The sequence below is a fragment of the Pseudomonas marginalis genome, from assembly GCF_001645105.1.
Classification (GTDB): domain Bacteria; phylum Pseudomonadota; class Gammaproteobacteria; order Pseudomonadales; family Pseudomonadaceae; genus Aquipseudomonas; species Aquipseudomonas petroselini.
Genome location: NZ_LKEG01000026.1, coordinates 79,348 through 102,322, shown reverse-complemented (window position 1 = coordinate 102,322; position 22,975 = coordinate 79,348). Strand labels below are relative to the sequence as shown.

Sequence of the window (22,975 nt, the reverse complement as noted above, 5' to 3'; positions counted from 1 at the left end):
ACCGGTAAAAGTTGTGAAACAGCCGAATATATTTGATCAGTAACCGTGAAACTCTCGGGTTTTCTGATACGTGTGGAAATCAATCCACTCGACCACGTCGTAAGGCAGGTACAGCTGCGCGCGAGCCCTGGAAATGGCGATGTACACCGCGCACAGTCGCTGATCGAACGCGTAGGCATCCTTGAACTTAACGTTGGTGAGCAGCTCGGGCGTGAGCAATACGCGGTCGAACTCCATGCCGCCCGCCTCTTCCGCGAGCATCAGCAGGCAGCGCTTGCCGGGGACGCCGCTCAACCGGTTCAAACGGGTAATGTCGGCGACGTTGAAGCCTTTTTCCAATTCACTCTCGACCCACAGGAACGATTCATCGAACTGGCCGGCATCGCGCACCTGCTGCCAGTCGTCCATGTCGCTGAAATACGCATGCGGGCCGTTGTCGTTGTGCTCGTTGCTGTAGAACTCCGGCTTGAACAAGGCGACGGCGCTGATCATGAAGCGCTCAAGGTCCTGCTGCGCGGCGTTGTCGAGGAGACCAAAGGGGCAGTTGGCCTGCTGCAACTGAATCGCCCATTTCATGGTGTCCCAATGGGAGGCGGTCAGCACCACGCAGCCTTCCGGCGGCACGAAGCCTTGGGGGTAATGCTCGATGCCGACATCGGCATCCCGGGCGCCTTCAAAGGGCGTCTTGCCCTTCTGCGAGTGCACGCTGATCAACGGATTGACCAGACGTTCGACGTTGCGGCCTGAGCGGACGGAGTAACTGATGTCAGTGTGCCGGACCTCACGCTTTCTCCGGACCATCACACCGCTGGCCAATTGGTATTCATCGCCGAGGGTGATCAGCACCTGGCGGCCGCGCTCGATAATTTGCAGCAACGACGGCGGGATGTCTTGGCTTTCGTCGATCAGTACATGGGTGTAACGGGGCGGCACCACGCACCCTTCGAGGCTCGCACGCTTGATCAGCCACAACGCCGCGAAACCAGTCTGGTTGGCCCATTGCGGGTTGGCTTCCAGGTAGGTCCACACGCGGCTGGCATACTCCAGCAACGCTTGGGCGTCGACGCTGGACAGCGGTTGCTTGAAATGCGGCAAGTGCCTCGCCGACAGGCTGTGATGGTTGGAGTGGCAGTAGCTTTCGAGCACCTTCAGACAGATATCGAGTGTCGCCGCGCCATCGTGCCCCCGCCAGCCATGGATATTGAGGGCCTGGGACACATCGTGCTTGCCGGGCAACCTCACCGGCGAAATCTGCGCGGAGGGCCGTGGCCCCTGCAACAAGGCCTTGGCGAAGGCGGCAAACGTCGAGCCGGCCTTGCTGTCACGCGCCAACCCCATACGCTCGCGAAGCGTCGCCAGTTTTGCCCCCGTGCGCGCCAGTACGAGGGTCTGGGCGGGCCGCAGGCACTCCATCAATGCGCCGAGCAAGTGGCTCTTGCCGATGCCCGCATAGCCTTGCACATGCAGGTCTTCGTTCAGGTTGGCGCGAAAGGTGCGCACCAGCTTGTCCTGGGCCGGACTGAGCCAGCGTTCGCGGTGCCGGGGCGTGATCATCTGCTGGCTGAACGGGTCATTGCTGCGCAGGTGGCGGACCTTGTAGCCGATATCCCATTTGCCCGAAGGCAGCAGGTAATCCCGCGCCGCGACTTCTTCAGCCGACAGCAGCCGCAGGTTGACCGTTTTGAGCGCATTGAAGCCAAAGTACAGTTTGCGCGGATCGAACAGCCGCTGGGCTTCGGACAGTAATCTCGCGGCGCCTTCTGCCTGCGTGTCCACCGCCCAGTCGATCAGCTTGGTCAGGATGCGCTCGGCGCCCGTGCAGGTCAGGTCTTTTTCTGCGGTCTGGGCCAGGTTCTGGATGACCAGCACGGCGGCCAGCTCCGGGTCCGTCAGACCGGCAAGGGCGGTGGCACCGTCGGTGCCCAGCAGGGCCGTGCAGGTCTCATCCGTCACGGGCAGGAAGACGGGGCTGGATAAATCAAAGTGTTCCGGTTGCATAGTTCCTCGCAGCCAGGCAATCAGGCATTGCCCTGACCGCCCAGCTCAAACCGATATTCCCCAAGAGACCCCGACATGCCGCCGCTATGAGGATGCACGTGCGGCGTAGAGGCCATCGCATTGATCTGCTGTTGGAGTTCGAACACCGCCATATCCAGCAGCCTGCGCAAGTCCTCGGCACTCTGTGCGGCCACATTCAACTGCAGCGTACAGGCACCCGCGAGTGGCGGCGACGCGGGCTCGGCCGGCGGCGCGGGTTCATCGGCCACCTGCGCAACCTGGATCATTTGCGCCTGGCTGAGGATCTCCGCGTGCTCGTCATCCATCAGGTCCAGCACCCTCGCTAATTCCAGGGTCTGTTCAGGGTGCGATTGAATACGGTCCTTGATCTCCAGGCGCCGCATCTGCCACTCCCGCAGTTTTTCGCGAGTGAGGTCGTCGACTTTTTCCACGTGTGTTGTCTCCGCATGCCAGGCACTGGAGTATGCCGCCATGGACCGCCCGATGGCAGATGGCGTGAAAGCATTTTTGAAGTGAAATTTAAGAGGTAATGCAAGGAAGAGCGTTATGGAGGCAACCCCACCAGCCACACCCCGGCACACAATGTTCCCGCTGTGGCTGCTGCCTTCCGGCTCTGACCAGGTTCACGGGTAATCGTTGCGGGGGGACCGATGGGGTCACCATAACGACGCTGGCCTCTCGGCAAGCGGGGCCATTGTACCGATCTCATCGGAAGTTACAACCGTTGGGGCCGGATTAAAAAATGAGGGGGTTCAAGTACTTGTCATAGCTCTGGAGATTAGCGTGTTCTCCTGTGGGAGGGAGCAAGCCCCCTCCCACCTTGGCTCATCACTGTGCGTGCACGACCTCATCTGCCCTTCCGCCCTCTTCCTGGATCACCAGGTGAATAAAGTGCAGCTTGGCGATCACTGCCGGTGGCAGCACGAAGGGATAGAAATCTGGCTGGCCCATGCTGCGCGACAGTTCGTTGAGCATACCGGCCAGTTCGATCCAGGCGTTGACGAACGATAGGAACGCCGCGCCGCCAGGGTGCTCGGGGTCGTAGAGCGTGCTGAGGGGGAATGGCTGGTAATCCAGGTCCATCTCGCGACCGCTCATGCCAAAGCCGAGGGCGGTGTCGACGGCGTCCATCATGTGCAGGTAGTGGGCCCAGGTTTCGGCCCAGTCTTCCCAAGGGTGCATGGTGGCGTAGGCACTGACGCAGGTTTGCTGCCAGTCGGGGCGCGGGCCGTTCTGGTAGTGCTGGTCGAGCGCCTCGGCGTAACTGGCGCGTTCATCGCCGAACAGGGCGCGAAAGGCTTCAAGCCAGTGGGTATCAGCGATCAGGCGGTCCCAGTAGTAATGGCCGACCTCATGGCGAAAATGGCCGAGCAGGGTGCGATAGGGTTCGCGCATCTGTACGCGGACTTTTTCACGGTGGGCATCGTCGGCTTCCTTGATGTCGAGGGTGATCAAGCCATTCGCATGGCCCGTCATCGGCGCATTGCCTTCCAGGTCGATACCGACGAAGTCGAAGGCCAGGCCGTTGTCTTCGTCGGCGGTTTTGGGCACGACTTGCAGGCCGAGGCTGATCAATTGCGCGACCAGGCGGCGCTTGGCGGTTTCTACTTTGCGCCAGCGCTCATGGTTTTCCGGAATCGACAGGTCGGGGATGGTGCGGTTGAGGCTGCACGCCACGCACACCGGCGCGGTGCTGTGGGCCGGGATCAGCCAGTTGCAGGCAGCCGGCGTGTCGAGGTTGGCGCAGCGGCGGAAGGCGCCGGCATCGAGATTGTCATCTTGCAGCCACGTGCCTTCCACGGGGCCGGGCTGCAGGGACGCGAGTCGACTTTGTTGCGGTTGATAACCCAGCAGTGCCTGACAAGCCAGGCACTGGCTGTTGCGAAAGAACAGGGATTGGCCGCAGCGGCACTGCCATACCTTGCTGTCGCGAGACGGGCCGGCCGCGAAGGGCGCAGCAATACGCGAACTGAGTTGCTCGAAGTAGCGGAACATGGCGATCTCTCCCAGGGTGACTGAGACTAGATCATTTCCCCGCCGAAATCGTTCCACATTATTGTAGTGAGCGGGCTTGCCCCGCGCTGGGTGGTGAAGCTGCCCCAGATCCAGGCACTTCGGTCTATCTGAAACACCTCGGTGTCTGTGTGGGGGCTGCTTCGCAGCCCGGCGCGGGGCAAGCCCGCTCACTACAACAAGCCCGATCACCACAGCAATCGGGCTCACCACAAAGGTCCCGAATCAGACGGGGATGTTGTGTTTGGCGAGGAAGGCGACGAAAGCTTCTTCATCCAACACCTTCAGGCCCAATTCACTGGCCTTGGCCAGCTTGGAACCGGCACCCGGCCCGGCCACCACACAGTGGGTTTTCGCCGAGACCGAACCCGCCACCTTGGCGCCCAGGCTTTCAAGTTTGTCCTTGGCCACGTCACGGCTCATCAGCTCCAGGGAGCCGGTGAGCACCCAGGTATGCCCGGCCTCGGGTAAGCCTTCGACCACCTTCTTCTCGCTGTCCCAATGCATACCAAAATCCTTGAGCTGCTGCTCGATGGCCAGGGCGTGGTTGGCGTTGTCTGCGTTATCGAAGAATTCGCGCACGGCCTTGGCCTGCTTCTCGGGCAGTGCCTGACGCATATCCAGCCAGTCGGCCTTGATCACACCTTCCAGGGTAACGAACTTGTCCGCCAGCTTCTGCGCAGCGCCAGGGCCGACGCTGGGCACGTGGAGCTTGTCGAGCAAACCACCCAAGGTGGTGCTGGCGGCGAATTCGGCGCTCAGCTCGCCCTGATCCTGCAATTGCAGGGCGCATGCCTGCGGCGACAGCAGCGCGCCGATCACGTCCTGGTTGTGGCTGTCTTCGAAGAAGCTGTGAATCTCGTGCGCCACTTCCAGGCCCACGTCCGGCAAGTACGTCAGCACTTCCGGCAAGGCTTTTTGCACGCGCTCCAGAGACGCCAGGGAGCGCGCCAGCACCTTGGCGGTTTCCTCGCCTACGTCGGGAATGCCCAAGGCGTAGATAAACCGCGCCAGGGTCGGGGTCTTGCTGTTTTCGATGGCGGTGATCAGCTTTTTGCTGGAAATATCGGCAAAGCCTTCCAGGTCGATGATCTGCTCGTACTTGAGCGTGTAGAGGTCGGCCGGCGAGCCGATGAGCTTTTCATCCACCAGTTGCTCGATGGTCTTGTCGCCCAGGCCGTCGATGTCCATGGCGCGGCGCGAAACGAAATGGATAATCGCCTGCTTAAGCTGTGCGCCACAGGCCAGACGGCCGACGCAACGGTACACCGCCCCTTCGCTGACGGTTTCCTTGCCCTTGCTGCGCTTGACCAGTTGCGTGCGCTCCACATGGGAGCCACACACCGGGCAGCTTTCGGGGATCTGCACCGCGCGGGCATTTTCCGGGCGGCGCTCGGGGACGACCGACACGACCTGCGGGATCACATCACCGGCGCGGCGGATGATCACGGTGTCGCCGATCATCAGCCCCAGGCGCGCGACTTCGTCCATGTTGTGCAACGTGGCGTTGGACACGGTCACACCCGCGACCTTGACCGGTTTAAGTCGCGCGACCGGCGTGACGGCACCGGTACGGCCGACCTGGAATTCCACGTCGAGCAGTTCGGTCAGCTCTTCCATGGCCGGAAATTTATGCGCGATGGCCCAGCGCGGTTCGCGGGCGCGGAACCCCAACTCGCGCTGAGAGGCGATGCTGTTGACCTTGAATACGACACCGTCGATTTCATACGGCAGGCTGTTACGCCGCTCGCCGATGTCGCGGTAGTAATCCAGACAATCCTGGATACCCTTGGCCAGTTTCAGCTCGTGGCTGATCGGCATGCCCCACTTCTTCAGTTGTTGCAGGTTGCCGATATGGGTATCACTGATGTCGGTGGTCACACCGTAGCAGCAGAATTCCAACGGGCGGCTGGCAGTGATCTTCGAGTCCAGCTGGCGCAGGCTACCGGCAGCGGCGTTACGCGGGTTGGCGAAGGTCTTGCCGCCGACTTCCAGTTGCGAGGCATTGAGCCGTTCGAAACCGGCCTTGGACATGAACACTTCACCCCGCACTTCCAGGGTCGCCGGCCAGCCGCTGCCGTGCAGCTTCAACGGAATATTGCGCACGGTGCGTATGTTGACGCTGATGTCTTCGCCGGTAGTGCCGTCGCCACGGGTGGCGCCGCGTACCAACTCGCCGTCCTGATACAGCAGGCTGACCGCCAGGCCATCGAGCTTCGGTTCGCAGCTGTACTCCACCGCTGCCCCGCCGCCAAACAGATCGCCCACCGGCAGGTCGAGCCCTTCGGTCACCCGGCGATCAAATTCGAGCATAGTGGTTTCATCGAAGGCATTGCCGAGGCTGAGCATCGGAATGTCGTGCTTGACCTGGGTGAACGCCGACAACGCCGCACTGCCGACCCGCTGCGTCGGTGAATCACGCGTGACCAGGTCCGGGTGCTCGGCCTCCAGGGCCTTGAGCTCGTGGAACAGCCGGTCGTACTCGGCGTCCGGAATGCTCGGTTCGTCAAGGACGTGGTAACGGTAGTTGTGCTGATCCAGTTCAGCGCGCAGTTCGAGGATGCGGGTGTGGGCGGCGGTCATGGGTGTTCTCTCATAAAGCAAAAGAGCAGCCGAAGCTGCTCAATATGTTAGTGCACGGATTCTACAGACAACGCTTAAGATCGAACCTCAGCGTTTCTGTGTCAGGGCGCGACGCTCGAACTCGACGATGCGCTGACGGTAGTGTTCGATGGTTTGCGCGGTCAAGACGCTGCGTTGGTCATCCTTGAGCTCGCCGTTCAGTTCCTGGGACAGCTTGCGGGCTGCCGCCACCATCACGTCGAACGCCTGTTTCGGGTGACGCGGGCCTGGCAGGCCGAGGAAGAAGCTCACGGCCGGGGTGCTGAACAGGTCGATATCGTCCAGGTCGAACGTGCCCGGCTTGACCGCATTGGCCATGGAAAACAGCACTTCGCCGTTACCCGCCATGCTTTCGTGACGGTGGAAGATATCCATCTCGCCAAACCGCAGGCCGCTTTCCAGGATGTTCTGCAACAGGGCCGGGCCTTTGAAGCCGGCGGCGTCGCGGCAGATCACACTGATCACCAGCACTTCTTCGGCGGGCGGCTGATCGTTCACGGACTGGCGCGGTGCGTTCTTGCCCGCGTTTTCATCCGGGAAATCATCATCGCGGCTGCTGAAGCTCGGGCCTTCATCGACGTCGAGGTTCAGGTCACCCTGATGCGGCTCGGCCACGCCGGCGCTGGCGCGCTTGCCACGCTTGGAGGACGGCTCGCGGGCTTCACGCACTGGCGCGCTCATCGACGGCAAGTCGTGCTCGTCCAGTTGGGGTTCTTTATGGGTATCCAGCACGCGGGGCGGCCCCAGCAGCTCGGCGCTGTCGTCGTCGTCGGGCAAGTTGGACAGGTTGCGGTCCAGACGGAATTTGAGCTTGCCCTTGCCACCGCGCATTCGGCGCCAGCCATCAAAAAGAATACCGGCAATGACAATAATGCCGATGACGATCAGCCACTCGCGCAGACCGATTTCCATGTAATCCCGTGCCTCTAATAAAAAATGCTGAAAAATAAGGGGTTTAGCACCGTGCAAACCGCTTTAAAACGTGGCGCCAACTCTATGTTCTGACTGACGTTTTGCCCACGCATACGAAAAATTGACATTAAACTAGCACGACCAAAGATAACTTTACACCGTCTGTCAAAATGCCTTGAACAAATATGTCCATTTGCCACTTTCGCCAGACCGGTAAACCGTCTTACGGCGTGCTAAAAAAATTCTCTCGCGGCAGGGTTCAAGACTCCACCATCGCCATCGCCTCTTCCACATCCACCGCCACCAAACGCGAACAGCCCGGCTCGTGCATCGTTACCCCCATCAACTGATCAGCCATTTCCATGGCGATCTTGTTGTGGGTGATATAGATGAACTGCACGGTCTGGGACATCTCTTTGACCAACCGCGCGTACCGTCCAACGTTAGCGTCATCCAGCGGAGCGTCAACTTCATCGAGCATGCAGAACGGCGCCGGGTTCAACTTGAAGATGGCAAATACCAGGGCCAATGCGGTCAGGGCTTTCTCGCCGCCGGACAACAAATGGATGGTGCTGTTCTTCTTGCCCGGAGGCCGCGCCATGATCGTTACCCCTGTATCGAGTAGATCTTCGCCCGTCAGTTCCAAGTAAGCGCTGCCACCGCCGAAAACTTTTGGGAATAAGGCCTGTAAACCGCCATTAATCTGATCAAAGGTATCTTTGAAGCGGTTACGGGTTTCCTTGTCGATCTTGCGGATCACGTTCTCCAGGGTGTCCAGGGCCTCCACCAGGTCGGCGTCCTGGGCATCCAGATAACGTTTACGCTCGGATTGCTGCTGGTATTCGTCGATGGCGGCGAGGTTGATCGCGCCGAGGCGTTGGATACGTGCAGCAATGCGCTCAAGTTCTTCTTCGGCGTCTTTCTCGTTGGCCTGGGCAGTCAGGGTGTTAAGCACGCCGTGCAGGTCATAGCCGTCTTCCAGCAATTGGTCTTGCAGGGTCTTGCGGCGCACGGTCAGGGCTTGCCATTCCATGCGCTGTTGTTCGAGCTGGCCGCGGATCAGCTGGGATTGCTGCTCGGCCTGGGTCCGGCGTTTTTCAGCATCGCGCAGTTCGCGGTCGGCGTCTTCCAGGGCGATCTGTGCGGTCTTGAGTTCTTCGTCGACGGTCATGCGCTTGTCGAGCAACTCTTCGAGCTTGAGGCGCAACTCTTCCAGCGGCGCCTCGCCTTCTTCCAGGTTGAGGCTCAGTTGCTCGCGCTTTTCGGTCAGGCGCTCGGACTGCATCTCCAGGCGCTCAAGGGCCTGGGCCGTGGACGCGTGCTGGGCCTTGAGCGACCCCAAGCGTACCGCCAACTGGTGAGCGTGGTCCTTGTGCTGCCGCGCTTCCTGGCGCACGCGGTCAAGGCGCTCGCGCAGGCTGTCGCGCTGGGCCAGCAGCAATTCGCGCTGCTCGGTGTCCAGCGCCATGCTGTCGAGGGCTTCCTGCAACTGCAGGCGGGCTTCGCCGATCTGTTCGTGTTCGAGGGCGCGTTGCTCGCCCATCTCGGCAACTTCTTCGTCCAGACGGGTGCGGCGCAGGGTCAGTTGCTCGACCTTGGCTTTGCTCGCGGACAGCTGGGCTTTCAATTCGCCTTGCTGGCGCGCTTCGTCCTGCAACAGGCGGCGCAGGTGTTCACGACCGGTCTCTTGCTGGCGCTGGGTGGCCCGCAGGGTTTGCAGTTCGGTTTCCAGGCTCTCCAGCGTGGCTTCGCGCTCTTCACGTTCGGCGATCAGGTTGACGATTTCCTGGCCACGGGCCAGAACACCGCTTTCCGCTTCACTGGCGCGCCGTACGCGCAGGAAATGGCGACCCACCCAATAGCCGTCACGGCTGATCAGGCTTTCGCCGGCCGCCAGCTGGCCGCGCTGGGCCAGGGCCTGCTCAAGAGATTCGACCGGTTTGACTTGGCCGAGCCACGGCGACAGATCAATCGCCGCCTCAACTTTATCCAGCAAACTGCCCGGCACCCGCGCGCCGTCAGCGGCCGGGCTGAGCAAACGCAAATCGCCCTGGGCAAAACCGGCCAGGTCAAAACCGCCAAAATCGTCCACCAGTACGGCTTGCAGGTCGGCGCCTAAAACGGTCTCTACCGCCAGCTCCCAACCGGCTTCAACTTTTAATCCTTCAGCCAGGCGCGGGCGTTCGGCCAGGTGCTGGTCGCGCAGCCATTCGGCGGTGCCGGTGCCCGGGTCCAAAGCGGCTTGCTGCAACGCCTCAAGGGATGCCAGGCGGCCATTGAGCCGCTGCAAATCCCCCTGGGCCTGTTGCTGAGCCTGGGTCGCTTGTTGCAGTTGCTGACGCAATTGCTCCAGGCGCTCCACTTGTTGTTCTTCGCTGGCTTCCAGTTCCTCCAGCGTCATTTCGCTTTCGGCCAGTTGTTCGCTCAGCTCCATGATCGCCGCGTCTTCCGGGTCGGCGGCGAGCAACACGCGCTCTTCCTGCAGACGACGCTGGCGCTCGGCCAGGCGCTCCATGCTGGTTTCCAGCTGTTGGATGCGTGACTGCTGCACCTCGGCCTGGCGGCGTGGTTCGGCGGACTTCAGGTTGAAGGTATCCCACTGTTCCTGCCAGCCGTGCATCGTAGTTTCGGCTTCTTCCAGGGCGGCGGCGGCTTCTTCGGCGGCGGCGCTGGTGAGTTCCTGCTCGGGCGTGAGCATGTCCAGCTCTTCGCCGAGGGTCAGCAGCAAGGTGCGATCGTGGCCCAGGTGCGATTCGGTTTCCAGGCGCGCGCGTTCGGCTTCCTTCAGGTCATCCTGCAATTGGCGCAGGCGCTGCTGACCGTGCTGGATGCTCTGCTCCACGCGAGCAATGTCGCCACCCACCGAATAGAAACGGCCTTGCACCAGATTGAAGCGCTCGGACAGGTCATGGTGGCCGTCACGCAGGCGCTCGATGCTGGCGTCGGCATTGCGCTGCTCGGCCACCAAGGCTTCGAAGCTGATTTCCTGGGTGCCAATGATCGCTTCGCGCTGTCCCACCTGATCATTCAGCGCCTGCCAGCGCAGGGCCGAGAGTTGTGCCTTGAGCTGGCGCTCCTCGCCTTTGTATTCCTGGTACTTCTCGGCGGCCTGGGCCTGGCGGTGCAGGCGCTCCAATTGGCGCTCCAGCTCTTCACGCAGGTCGGTCAGGCGGGCGAGGTTCTCGTGGGTGCGGCGGATACGGTTTTCGGTCTCGCGGCGGCGCTCCTTGTACTTGGAGATACCGGCCGCTTCCTCGATAAAGTTACGCAGGTCTTCGGGCTTGGCTTCGATCAGCTTGGAGATCATGCCCTGCTCGATGATCGAGTAGCTGCGCGGGCCTAAGCCTGTGCCGAGGAAGATATCGGTGATGTCCCGACGGCGACACTTGGTGCCGTTGAGGAAGTAGCTGTTCTGGCTGTCGCGGGTCACTTTGCGGCGGATCGAAATTTCCGCGTAGGCCGCGTACTCGCCGATCAAGGTGCCGTCGGAGTTATCGAACACCAGTTCGATGCTCGCCTGGCTCACCGGCTTGCGGCTGGTGGAGCCGTTGAAGATGACGTCGGTCATCGACTCGCCACGCAGGTTTTTAGCCGAGCTCTCGCCCATCACCCAACGTACGGCGTCGATGATGTTCGACTTGCCGCAACCATTGGGCCCGACCACCGCCGCCATGTTACTGGGGAAGTTGACCGTGGTCGGGTCGACGAAGGATTTGAACCCCGCCAGTTTGATGCACTTGAGCCGCACGCTTAGGCGTCCGCCAACGCAGCGATGACCAGCGAGGAACTGCGCTGGCAGTAAGCCGACAGCACGAGGCGAATCTGCGGCAGGTCACGGGCGAGTACGGCGGCGAGCAATTGCTCGAACAGCGCCAGGTACTCGCTCATGGACGCCTTGCGTTGATCCAGTGCCAGGTAATAGGCACGGTTCATCGCCGGCTGCAGGTTCTCGACCGTCTCCTGCAGATACGGGTTGTTGGCGAAGGGGTAAGCGGCGCGCATCACATTGAAGCACTCTTCGACGAAGGCGCGGATGTCCTGGCGCTCGAAATTGGTCACCAGGCGCTGTTGGATCTGCACAAAGGGCGCCATGTCCACCTGGGTCTGCCAGCCTTGGGCAACCGCATTGCCCAGGAGGATGTACAACTCGCTCATCAAGGTGCACAGGCTCTGCACTTTGTGCGCGGTGAGTTCGGTGACGTGGGCGCCACGGCGCGGCAGGATCGCGATCAGGTGACGGCGCTCGAGGATCAGCAAGGCTTCGCGCACGGAACCACGGCTGACATTGAGTGCCAGCGTGACCTTTTGCTCCTGGATCCGCTCCCCAGGCTTGAGATCGCCGCGAATGATGCGTTCGGCGAGGTGGTGAGCAATTTGCTCGGCGAGACTGTCCGGCGCCTTGAACGTCATGTTTTCCCTTCAAAATCTTCTATCGGTACAAGCGCGGCAGTGTAGCGCATTGGCCCGCTGATGGCGCTACGCCCACGGCGGCGAATTTGGCATGAAATAAGCAACGTTGAACACCCAAAAGCCTTTAAAAACACCGGTTCCAGAAGACTGAACCATAATTGAAAGTGTTGTGACTGCATTTTCTTGACCCTTAAGTCAGAAAACCATTGACCGAAAAGTCAGACATGACTAGATTCGGCGCAAAGCGGTTAACAACAATAATGAGTCTGCGAGGCCTTCCGTGATCCAGTTTTTACTTAACCAGGAACTCCGTAGCGAGCACGCCCTGGACCCCAACCTGACCGTGCTCAACTATTTGCGTGAGCACCTGGGCAAATCCGGTACCAAGGAAGGCTGCGCCAGCGGCGATTGCGGTGCGTGCACTGTGGTGGTCGGCGAACTGCACACGGATGACCAAGGCACCGAGCAGATTCGTTATCGCAGCCTCAATTCCTGCCTTACCTTTGTGTCATCGCTGCACGGCAAACAACTGATCAGCGTCGAAGACCTCAAGCACCAGGGCCAACTGCACAGCGTGCAACAGGCCATGGTCGAGTGCCACGGGTCCCAATGCGGCTTTTGCACCCCCGGTTTTGTGATGTCGTTGTTTGCCCTGCAAAAGAACAGTGACGCCCCCGACAGCCAGAAAGCCCATGAAGCCCTGGCCGGCAACCTGTGCCGCTGCACCGGTTATCGCCCAATTCTCGCCGCCGCCGAGCAGGCCTGCTGCAACAAGCCCCAGGACCAGTTCGACAGCCGGCAAGCTGAGACCATCGCCCGCCTCAAAGCCATCGCGCCGACGCAAACCGGTGAACTCAACAGCGGCGATAAACGCTGCCTGGTGCCGCTCACCGTCGCTGACCTGGCCGACCTCTACGACGCCTACCCGCAAGCCCGCCTGCTGGCCGGTGGCACCGACCTGGCGCTGGAAGTCACCCAGTTCCACCGCACGCTGCCGGTGATGATCTACGTCGGCAACATTGAAGAAATGAAGCGCATCGAACACTTCGACGACCGCCTGGAAATCGGCGCCGCCGCCGCCCTCTCCGACTGCTATACCGCGCTGCACCACGCCTACCCGGACTTCGGCGCACTGCTGCACCGCTTCGCCTCCCTGCAGATCCGCAACCAGGGCACCCTCGGTGGCAACATCGGCAACGCTTCGCCGATTGGTGATTCGCCGCCGCTGCTGATCGCTCTCGGCGCGCAGATTGTGCTGTGCAAGGGCGAGACACGCCGCACCCTGGCGCTCGAAGACTACTTCATCGACTACCGCGTCACCGCCCGCCAGGACAGCGAGTTCATCGAGAAGATCATCGTGCCGAAGGGCCACGCGTTGTTCCGTGCCTACAAGGTGTCCAAGCGCCTGGACGATGATATTTCCGCCGTCTGCGCCGCGTTCAACCTGAAGATCGACAACGGCGTGATCCGCGAGGCCCGCGTTGCGTTCGGCGGCATGGCCGCCACGCCCAAACGCGCCAAAAGCTGCGAAACCGCGTTGGTCGGCGCCACGTGGAACAGCGCCACCGTGGAGAAAGCCTGCGCCGCCCTGGCCGAGGATTTCACCCCGCTGTCGGACTTCCGCGCCAGTAAGGAATACCGCCTGCTCAGCGCGCAGAACCTGCTGCGCAAATACTTCATCGAACTGCAAACGCCGCACATCGAGACTCGGGTGACCGCTTATGTCTAACCATCACGCCGTCGTTAAAACCCAGGCCGAGCTTGCCGAGCTGTTCGCCCAAGACCTTACCTCCGGGGTCGGCCGCAGCGTCAAGCATGACAGCGCCGCCAAACACGTGTCCGGTGAAGCGCAGTACATCGATGACCGCCTGGAATTCCCCAATCAGTTGCACCTGTATGCGCGCATGTCCGACCGCGCCCACGCGAAAATCATCAGCATCGACACCGCGCCCTGCTACGCCTTCGATGGCGTGCGCATTGTCATCACCCATGAAGATATGCCGGGCCTGAAAGACATTGGCCCGTTGATGCCCGGCGATCCGTTGTTGGCCATCGACACCGTGCAGTTTGTAGGTCAAGTGGTGCTGGCGGTGGCCGCCCGCGATCTGGAAACCGCACGCAAGGCCGCGATGGCGGCGGTGATCGAATACGAAGACCTGGAACCGGTGCTGGACGTGGTCGAGGCCTTTCGCAACAAACATTTCGTGCTGGACAGCCACACCCATCAGCGCGGAGATTCGGCCGGCGCACTGGCGACCGCGAAAAATCGTATCCAGGGCACGCTGCACATCGGCGGCCAGGAACACTTCTACCTGGAAACCCAGATCTCGTCGGTGATGCCCACCGAAGACGGCGGCATGATCGTCTACTGCTCCACGCAGAACCCCACCGAAGTGCAGAAGCTGGTGGCCGAAGTGCTGGACGTGTCGATGAACAAGATCGTGGTCGACATGCGCCGCATGGGCGGCGGTTTCGGCGGCAAGGAAACCCAGGCCGCCAGCCCGGCATGCCTGTGCGCGGTGGTGGCGCGCCTGACCGGCCAGCCGACCAAGATGCGCCTGCCGCGCGTCGAAGACATGTTGATGACCGGCAAGCGCCACCCCTTCTACATCGAATACGACGTGGGCTTCGACGATAGCGGCCGCCTGCACGGAATCAACCTGGAACTGGCGGGTAACTGCGGCTGTTCGCCGGACTTGTCCAACTCGATTGTCGACCGCGCGATGTTCCACGCCGACAACTCGTATTACCTGGGTGATGCCACCGTCAACGGTCATCGCTGCAAGACCAACACCGCCTCCAACACCGCCTATCGCGGCTTCGGCGGCCCGCAAGGCATGGTTGCCATCGAGGAAGTGATGGACGCCATCGCCCGTCACCTGGCGCTCGACCCGCTGGCGGTGCGCAAGGCCAACTATTACGGCAAGACCGAGCGCAACGTCACTCACTACTACCAGACCGTCGAGCACAACATGCTCGAAGAGATGACCGCCGAGCTGGAAGCCAGCAGCCAATACGCCGAGCGCCGCGAAGCCATCCGCCTGTACAACGCCCACAGCCCGATCCTGAAAAAAGGCCTGGCGTTGACCCCGGTGAAATTCGGTATTTCGTTTACCGCCAGCTTCCTCAACCAAGCCGGCGCGTTGATCCATATCTACACCGACGGCAGCATCCACTTGAACCACGGCGGCACCGAGATGGGCCAGGGCTTGAACACCAAGGTCGCGCAGGTGGTGGCCGAGGTGTTCCAGGTCGAAATCGACCGCGTGCAGATCACCGCCACCAACACCGACAAGGTGCCCAACACCTCGCCGACCGCGGCGTCCAGCGGTGCCGACTTGAACGGCAAGGCCGCGCAGAACGCCGCCGAAACCATCAAGCAGCGCCTGGTGGAGTTCGCCGCCCGCAAATACGACGTGAGCGAAGCCGATGTGGAGTTCCGCAACGGTCATGTGCGAGTGCGTGAACAGATCCTGTCCTTCGAGGCGCTGATCCAGCAGGCGTATTTCGCCCAGGTCTCGCTGTCGAGCACCGGGTTCTACAAGACCCCGAAAATCTTCTACGACCGCAGCCAGTCACGGGGGCGGCCGTTCTATTACTACGCGTTCGGCGCGGCGTGCTGCGAAGTGATCGTCGACACCCTCACCGGCGAATACAAGATGCTGCGCACCGACATCCTCCACGATGTGGGCGCTTCGCTGAACCCGGCCATCGACATCGGCCAGGTCGAAGGCGGCTTTATCCAGGGCATGGGCTGGCTGACCATGGAAGAGCTGGTGTGGAACAACAAGGGCAAGCTGATGACCAACGGCCCGGCCAGCTACAAGATCCCGGCAGTGGCAGACATGCCGCTGGACCTGCGGGTGAAGCTGGTGGAAAACCGCAAGAACCCCGAAGACACGGTGTTCCATTCCAAGGCCGTGGGCGAGCCGCCGTTCATGCTCGGGATTGCATCGTGGTGCGCGATCAAGGATGCGGTGGCGAGCTTGGGTGAGTATCGCCATCAGCCCAAGATTGATGCGCCGGCGACGCCGGAGCGGGTGTTGTGGGGTTGCGAACAAATGCGCCAATTGACTGTGGCGAAGGTGGTTGAGGCTGATACCGAGATGGCTTCGCTTTAGATCGAGGCGCTGCCATCGGGGGCAAGCCCCCTCCCACACTGGAATGTATTCGCAGCTCTAAATGTGGGAGGGGGCTTGCTCCCGATGACGGCCGAACTGACAACAGAAATGTTGAGGTAAACATGAACAATTGGATCAGCGCCCTCGCCGACCTGCAAAACAGCGGCGAACCCTGCGTCCTGGTGACCATCATCGAAGAGCTCGGCTCTACACCGCGCAATGCCGGTTCTAAGATGGTGATCAGCACCACCCAGACCTTCGACACCATCGGCGGCGGGCACCTGGAATACAAGGCGATGCAGATCGCCCGCGACATGCTCGTGCGTGGCCAGCAGAACACCCACCTGGAGCGCTTCAGCCTGGGCGCGAGCCTGGGCCAGTGCTGCGGTGGCGTGACCGTATTGCTGTTCGAACCCATGGGCCAAGTGCAAGCGCAGATTGCCGTGTTTGGCGCCGGCCACGTGGGGCGTGCCCTGGTGCCGTTGCTGGCAAGCCTGCCATGCCGGGTGCGCTGGATCGATTCGCGTGACCAGGAGTTTCCGGAACAGATCCCGCAAGGCGTGCGTAAAATCGTCAGCGAAGAACCGGTCGACGAAATTGCCGACTTGCCGGTGGGCAGTTACTGCATCGTCATGACCCACAATCACGCGCTGGACCTCGAACTGACCGCCGCCCTGCTCAAGCGCAATGACTTTGCCTACTTCGGCCTGATCGGTTCGAAGACCAAACGCGTCAAGTTCGAACACCGCCTGCGCGATCGTGGCTTCGACGCCGCGCAATTGCAACGCATGCGCTGCCCCATGGGCCTCACCGATGTGAAGGGCAAGTTGCCGGTGGAGATCGCCATCTCCATCGCCGGCGAAATCATCGCCACTTATAACGCGAATTTCGGCCAGCACACTGCCGGCGCCGAACCCATTGCCAAACTGCTTGTGGCTTCGCGCCGCAGCCAAGCTTTGACTTCTTTTTCCAAGAATTGAGACGACCATGCCTTTGACCCGCAAAGCCTACCGTGCCGCCCTTCTGCACAGCCTCGCCGACCCCGCTGAAGTGGGTATCGAAGCCTCCTACGAGTATTTCGAAGACGGCCTGCTGGTCATCGAAAACGGCCAGATCAGCGCCGTCGGCCACGCCAGCGACTTGCTGCCGACCCTGCCCGCCGATATCGACATCACCCATTACCAGGACGCGCTGATCACCCCCGGCCTGATCGACACCCATATCCACCTGCCGCAAACCGGCATGGTCGGCGCGTATGGCGAGCAGTTGCTGGATTGGCTCAACACCTACACCTTCCCGTGCGAAAGCCAGTTCGCCGACAAGGCGCACGCCGAAGAAGTCGCGGATATTTTCATCAAGGAACTGCTGCGCAACGGCACCACCACCGCGTTGGTGTTCGGCAGCGTGCATCCGCAATCGGTGAATGCGTTTTTCGAAGCGGCCGAAAAGCTCGACCTGCGCATGATCGCCGGCAAGGTGATGATGGACCGCAACGCGCCGGACTATCTCACCGACACCGCCGAATCCGGCTACCAGGAAAGCAAAGCACTGATCGAGCGCTGGCACGGCAAGGGCCGCCTGCACTATGCGGTGACGCCACGCTTTGCGCCGACCAGCACGCCGGAGCAACTGGCGCTGGCCGGGCAACTGCTGGGCGAATACCCGGATCTGTACATGCAGACGCACATCAGTGAGAACAAGCAGGAAGTGGAATGGGTGAAGGAACTGTTCCCGGAGCGCACGGGCTACCTGGATGTGTACGACCACTACAAACTGCTGGGCGAGCGCTCGGTGTTTGCCCATGGCGTGCATTTGTGTGATGACGAATGCGCACGGCTGGCGGAAACAGGTTCGGCGATCGCGTTCTGCCCAACCTCGAACTTCTTCCTCGGCAGCGGTTTGTTCAACCTGCCGATGGCTGAGAAACACAAACTGAATGTGGGCCTGGGGACTGACGTGGGCGGCGGCACCAGTTTTTCGCTGCTGCAAACCCTGAACGAAGCGTACAAGGTCATGCAGTTGCAGGGTGCACGGTTGAGCCCGTTCAAATCGCTGTACCTGGCCACCCTGGGTGGCGCGCGGGCGCTGCGGTTGGAAGACAAGATCGGTACGTTGCAACCGGGCACGGATGCGGACTTTCTGGTGCTGGACTACAACGCCACGCCGCTGCTGAGCTACCGCCTGAAGCAGGCGAAGAACATTGCCGAGACGTTGTTTGTGTTGATGACACTGGGGGATGATCGGACGGTGTTGCAGACGTATGCAGCCGGGCAATTGGTGCACCAGCGCTAATTCCACAAACACCCCAAAACAAATGTGGGAGGGGGCTTGCCCCCGATAGCAGAGTGTCAGTCTCTGGATTAATTGACTGATGCACCGCTATCGGGGGCAAGCCCCCTCCCACATTGTTGGTCGTATTTACAACTTTATGGACGAACGCCCCGGCTTCTTGGTCTGCAACAAATGCGAGAACACCGCATGCAAATCATCCGACGCACTTTCCTCATCGAGGTTGAGCTTGCTGTCGATATGGTCCATGTGGTGCATCATCAGGTTCACCGCCAGCGCCGCATCCCGTGCTTCGATCGCATCGATCAATTGGGTGTGTTCATCGTACGAACAGTGCGAGCGGTTGCCGCTTTCGTACTGGGCGATGATCAATGAGGTCTGGGACACCAGGCTGCGCTGGAAGCTGATCAACGGCGCGTTCTTCGCCGCTTCGGCCAGCTTGAGGTGGAATTCGCCGGAGAGGCGAATACCGGCACCGCGATCGCCACGGGAGAAGCTGTCGCGCTCGTCATTGACCATCTGACGCAGCTCGGCCAGTTGTTCGGCCGTTGCGTGCTGCACCGCCAATTCAGTGATTGCCCGCTCCACCAGACGCCGCGCGAGGAACACTTGGCGCGCTTCCTCGACGCTCGGGCTGGCCACCACCGCACCGCGATTGGGCCGCAGCAACACCACGCCTTCATGGGCCAGGCGCGACAGGGCGCGGCGAATGATGGTGCGACTGACGCCGAAGATTTCGCCCAGAGCCTCTTCACTCAACTTGGTACCGGGTGCCAGGCGTTGTTCGAGGATCGCCTCGAAGATATGCGCGTAGACGATATCGTCCTGGGTTCCGCTGCGACCGGCCTTGCCGGCTCGCGGTTGTTTCTTGAGAGGTTGCAACTGTTCGTTCATGGGCACTCGGGTTTGGAGAACGGCGGCGAATTAACGGTAATACGGCAACGGCGTGTCGCTGGCAAGTATCACCTAAAAACAGGGCACATTGTACACAACCGGATGCGCCAACACACTGTACGGCTGTTTGCGGCGCCGGCTGTATTGCAATGACTTGTCAGGTTTGAGTTTAGGCTTGAATCCGTGCCGTCACCGGCAAACTTCCAGGTAAAAGGAACACCGCTCCATGACCGACGCCACCCAAGCGCCTTTGCGCCCGCTGGCCGACACTTCTGCGTCGGCCGTCGTCGCCGGCTTCATCGCCATGATGACCGGCTACACCAGCTCCCTGGTCCTGATGTTTCAGGCCGGACAAGCCGCCGGTTTGACCACGGCGCAGATTTCTTCCTGGATCTGGGCGATTTCCATCGGCATGGCGGTGTGCAGCATCGGTCTCTCGCTGCGCTATCGCACGCCCATCACCATCGCCTGGTCGACGCCGGGCGCGGCGCTGCTGATCACCAGCCTGGGCGGTGTGAGTTATGGCGAGGCCATTGGTGCCTACATCACCTGCGCCGTGCTGGTGACGATTTGCGGGTTGACCGGCAGCTTTGAAAAACTGGTCAAGCGCATCCCGGCATCGCTGGCGGCCGCCTTGCTGGCGGGGATTCTGTTCAAGATCGGCAGCGAGATCTTCGTCGCCGCGCAGCATCGCACCGGGCTGGTGCTGGGGATGTTCTTCACCTACCTGGTGATCAAGCGCCTGTCGCCGCGTTATGCGGTGCTGGCCGCGCTGCTGATCGGTACCGCCTTGTCGGAATTGATGGGGCTGTTGGACTTCAGCGCTTTTCACCTGGAAGTGGCGACGCCGGTATGGACCACGCCACACTTCTCGCTGGCGGCGACCATCAGCATCGGCATCCCGTTGTTTGTGGTGGCGATGACGTCGCAGAACATGCCCGGCGTCGCGGTGCTCAGGGCCGACGGCTATAACGTGCCCGCCTCACCCTTGATCACCGCCACGGGCCTGGCCTCCCTGGTGCTGGCGCCCTTCGGCTCCCACGGCATCAACCTCGCGGCGATCAGCGCGGCGATCTGCACCGGGCCGCATGCCCATGAGGACCGCAACAAGCGCTATACCGCGGCGGTGTGGTGCGGGGTGTTCTACGGGATTGCAGGGGTGTTCGGCGCGACCTTGGCGGCCTTGTTCGCGGCCTTGCCCAAGGAACTGGTGCTGTCGATTGCAGCGTTGGCGTTGTTTGGCTCGATCATCAATGGCTTGAGTATCGCCATGAATGAGCCGAAGGAACGGGAAGCGGCGCTGATCACCTTTATGGTCACGGCGTCTGGCTTGACGCTGTTTTCCATCGGCTCGGCGTTCTGGGGGATTGTGGCGGGGGTGTTGACGCTGCTGATTCTGAATGGGCGCAAGGCATAAAAAAACGGCGACCCTGAGGTCGCCGTTTTTTTAGTATCACTTAGCCGCGTTGATCGGCTTTTCCGGATACCAAACGTCCAGCAGCGGGCTGACTTCAGCGCTTTTCAGTTCGCTGCGGCCTTTGAGCCAGCTTTCAACAGCTGCGCGCTGTTCTTCGTTGACCGAGCCACGCTTCTGCAGGCAAACCAGACCGAAGTCATCGCCGCCGACATAGCCCAGACCATTGGCTTCCATGGCTTCTTTGATGAATGCTTCGAGGAAAGCATCGGTAGCTTCTTCACTCAGGCCTTCTTTGAAGTCCAGGTTCAGTTCGAAACCCAGCTCTTGAAATTCATCAACGCACAGTTTTTTGCGCAGACGCTGGGAACGGTTAGTCGCCATTGGAACAATCCTCATAAGTAATAACGGGCGGCACTTTAGCAGTTTAAGGCGGCGATTGCCCGACTCTCTGGGACAGGCGGCCATTTACCGGTAAAAAAAACGCCCATTACCCGCTATCGTTCAGCTACAAGTGGCTACGCCTTGGGGCATAATGCCGACACTTTCATGACCATTGAGGGATTTTCTTATATACCCCTCGCCTTTTTCACCCTCCTCAGCAGTAGGGTTTTACTTCTTATGATCAAATCTTTGCGCTCCGTACTACTCGCCGGTTTTCTCCTTCCACTGGCTTTTTCCACCTCCGCTGCCCCCGTCAATAACACCCTGCCACCGAATGTTCAGCAGGCGCTTGCGAAAGCCAAGCTGCAAAACACCGCGCTGTCCCTGGTGATGATCCCCCTGAACGGCCCCGGCACGCCGACCGTCTTCAATGCCGACGTGTCGGTGAACCCGGCCTCGACCATGAAGCTGGTCACCACCTATGCGGCCCTGGAAATGCTCGGCCCCAACCACCAGTGGAAAACCGAGTTCTACACCGACGGCACCCTCAGCGGTGGCGTGCTGCACGGCAACCTGTACCTCAAGGGCGGCGGCGACCCCAAGCTGAACATGGAAAAACTCTGGCTGCTGATGCGCGACCTGCGCGCCAACGGCGTGCAGCAGGTCACCGGTGACCTGGTGCTGGACCGCAGCTTCTTCAACCAACCGCTGTTGCCCGAATTCAATGACGATGGCAACGACGAGAACAAACCGTTCCTGGTCAAGCCGGACGCGCTGCTGGTCAACCTCAAGGCCCTGCGCTTTGTGACCCGCAATGATTCCGGCCGAGTGCTGGTGTCGGTCGAGCCACCGATTGCGAGCATTCGCATCGACAACCAGGTCAAGGTCTCCAACGCCAAGCAGTGTACCGGCGACGTGCGTTACAACCCGGTCACCGCCGCCGATGGCAGCGTGACAGTGACGGTCAGCGGCCAGTTGGCCGATGGCTGCAGTTCGCAGACCTATCTGTCGTTGCTGGATCACGCCACCTACACGGCCGGTGCCGTCCGGGCGATCTGGAAGGAACTGGGCGGTACCATCCAGGGCCGTGATATCCAGGCGCCGGTGCCCAAGGATGCCAAAGTGCTGGCTCGGGCGTTTTCGCCGGACCTCGCGGAAATCATCCGCGACATCAACAAATACAGTAACAACACCATGGCCCAACAGCTGTTCCTGAGCCTGGGTGCGCAGTTTCGCAACGATGCCGACGGCGACGATGCCAAGGCGGCGCAACGCGTAGTGCGCCAGTGGCTGGCGAAAAAAGGCATCACCGCGCCGCACCTGGTGATGGAGAACGGCTCCGGCCTGTCACGTGCAGAACGGGTCAGCGCCCGCGAGATGGCCGCCATGCTGCAAGCGGCGTGGAAAAGCCCTTACGCGGCGGAGTACATCAGCTCGATGCCGATTGCCGGCACTGACGGCACCATGCGCAAGCGCCTGAAAACCACCGCCATGCGCGGCGAAGCCCACGTCAAGACCGGCACCTTGAACACCGTGCGCGCCATCGCCGGGTTCAGCCGTGACAACAACGGCAACACTTGGGCCGTGGTGGCGATCCTCAACGATCCGAAGCCATGGGGTGCTTCGTCGGTGCTGGATCAGGTGCTGCTGGATTTATATCGCCAGCCAAAGGCAGTGGCGGCCGCTCCGGTCCTCTGAAACCGAGTGAGCAACTGTGGTGAGCGGGCTTGCTGTGGTTGTGGTGAGCGGGCTTGCCCCGCGCTGGGCTGCGCAGCAGCCCCAAAGCAGGCGCTGAGAAAAACCTGATTCACCGCAGTGTTCTTATTGGGGCCGCTTCGCGCCCCAGCGCGGGGCAAGCCCGCTCACCACCACAATCCAGTGCATCACACACAATCCC

The 22,975-nt window shown here is 61.1% G+C and carries 15 protein-coding genes and 1 other RNA gene; 6 read left to right on the top strand and 10 right to left on the bottom strand.

The window, feature by feature from the left end:
- Positions 1-36: 36 nt before the first annotated feature.
- From AO064_RS05435 to AO064_RS05400, 8 genes are all read right to left on the bottom strand, one after another.
- Complete coding sequence (locus AO064_RS05435) at positions 37-1,998, bottom strand: hypothetical protein (protein ID WP_064052662.1); 1,962 nt, start codon at positions 1,996-1,998, stop codon at positions 37-39.
- 20 nt (positions 1,999-2,018) lie between these two features.
- Complete coding sequence (locus tag AO064_RS05430) at positions 2,019-2,450, bottom strand: hypothetical protein (protein WP_064052854.1); 432 nt, start codon at positions 2,448-2,450, stop codon at positions 2,019-2,021.
- A 125-nt stretch (positions 2,451-2,575) separates the two neighbouring features.
- An RNA gene (ffs, locus tag AO064_RS05425) (signal recognition particle sRNA small type) lies at positions 2,576-2,672 on the bottom strand.
- A gap of 175 nt (positions 2,673-2,847) precedes the next feature.
- On the bottom strand, positions 2,848-4,014 hold the full coding sequence (locus tag AO064_RS05420; protein WP_064052661.1) for a zinc-binding metallopeptidase family protein: 1,167 nt from the start codon (positions 4,012-4,014) through the stop codon (positions 2,848-2,850).
- A gap of 243 nt (positions 4,015-4,257) precedes the next feature.
- Positions 4,258-6,615 carry an NAD-dependent DNA ligase LigA gene (gene ligA / locus AO064_RS05415; protein WP_064052660.1) on the bottom strand — a complete coding sequence of 786 codons (2,358 nt, stop codon included), beginning with the start codon at positions 6,613-6,615 and terminating at the stop codon, positions 4,258-4,260.
- A gap of 87 nt (positions 6,616-6,702) precedes the next feature.
- On the bottom strand, positions 6,703-7,566 hold the full coding sequence (gene zipA / locus AO064_RS05410) for a cell division protein ZipA (RefSeq protein ID WP_064052659.1): 864 nt from the start codon (positions 7,564-7,566) through the stop codon (positions 6,703-6,705).
- Positions 7,567-7,825: 259 nt separating this feature from the next.
- Complete coding sequence (smc, locus tag AO064_RS05405; RefSeq protein ID WP_064052658.1) at positions 7,826-11,314, bottom strand: chromosome segregation protein SMC; 3,489 nt, start codon at positions 11,312-11,314, stop codon at positions 7,826-7,828.
- A gap of 2 nt (positions 11,315-11,316) precedes the next feature.
- Complete coding sequence (locus tag AO064_RS05400) at positions 11,317-11,976, bottom strand: GntR family transcriptional regulator (protein WP_015885327.1); 660 nt, start codon at positions 11,974-11,976, stop codon at positions 11,317-11,319.
- 280 nt (positions 11,977-12,256) lie between these two features.
- On the opposite strand from AO064_RS05400, the gene xdhA reads away from it, so the two are divergent.
- From xdhA to guaD, 4 genes are all read left to right on the top strand, one after another.
- On the top strand, positions 12,257-13,705 hold the full coding sequence (gene xdhA, locus AO064_RS05395) for a xanthine dehydrogenase small subunit (RefSeq protein WP_064052657.1): 1,449 nt from the start codon (positions 12,257-12,259) through the stop codon (positions 13,703-13,705).
- Entirely contained in the window at positions 13,698-16,097 is a 2,400-nt protein-coding gene (gene xdhB / locus AO064_RS05390) for a xanthine dehydrogenase molybdopterin binding subunit (protein WP_064052656.1), read from the top strand. The genes xdhA and xdhB overlap by 8 nt, the downstream gene beginning before the upstream one ends.
- Positions 16,098-16,219: 122 nt before the next feature.
- Positions 16,220-17,077, top strand: coding sequence for a xanthine dehydrogenase accessory protein XdhC (gene xdhC / locus AO064_RS05385; protein ID WP_064052655.1), 858 nt, complete (start codon positions 16,220-16,222; stop codon positions 17,075-17,077).
- 7 nt (positions 17,078-17,084) lie between these two features.
- Positions 17,085-18,389 carry a guanine deaminase gene (gene guaD, locus AO064_RS05380; protein WP_064052654.1) on the top strand — a complete coding sequence of 435 codons (1,305 nt, stop codon included), beginning with the start codon at positions 17,085-17,087 and terminating at the stop codon, positions 18,387-18,389.
- 126 nt (positions 18,390-18,515) lie between these two features.
- Here guaD and AO064_RS05375 read toward each other — a convergent pair whose 3' ends face one another.
- Positions 18,516-19,280, bottom strand: coding sequence for a GntR family transcriptional regulator (locus AO064_RS05375; RefSeq protein WP_015885332.1), 765 nt, complete (start codon positions 19,278-19,280; stop codon positions 18,516-18,518).
- Between the two features lie 226 nt (positions 19,281-19,506).
- Between AO064_RS05375 and AO064_RS05370 the strand changes: the two genes are divergently transcribed.
- Complete coding sequence (locus AO064_RS05370; RefSeq protein ID WP_064052653.1) at positions 19,507-20,697, top strand: benzoate/H(+) symporter BenE family transporter; 1,191 nt, start codon at positions 19,507-19,509, stop codon at positions 20,695-20,697.
- 36 nt (positions 20,698-20,733) lie between these two features.
- On the opposite strand, the gene AO064_RS05365 is transcribed toward AO064_RS05370, so the two are convergent.
- Entirely contained in the window at positions 20,734-21,078 is a 345-nt protein-coding gene (locus AO064_RS05365) for a YggL family protein (RefSeq protein ID WP_046036418.1), read from the bottom strand.
- 237 nt (positions 21,079-21,315) lie between these two features.
- Between AO064_RS05365 and dacB the strand changes: the two genes are divergently transcribed.
- Positions 21,316-22,776 carry a D-alanyl-D-alanine carboxypeptidase/D-alanyl-D-alanine endopeptidase gene (gene dacB / locus AO064_RS05360; RefSeq protein WP_015885335.1) on the top strand — a complete coding sequence of 487 codons (1,461 nt, stop codon included), beginning with the start codon at positions 21,316-21,318 and terminating at the stop codon, positions 22,774-22,776.
- The last annotated feature ends 199 nt before the right edge of the window (positions 22,777-22,975 follow it).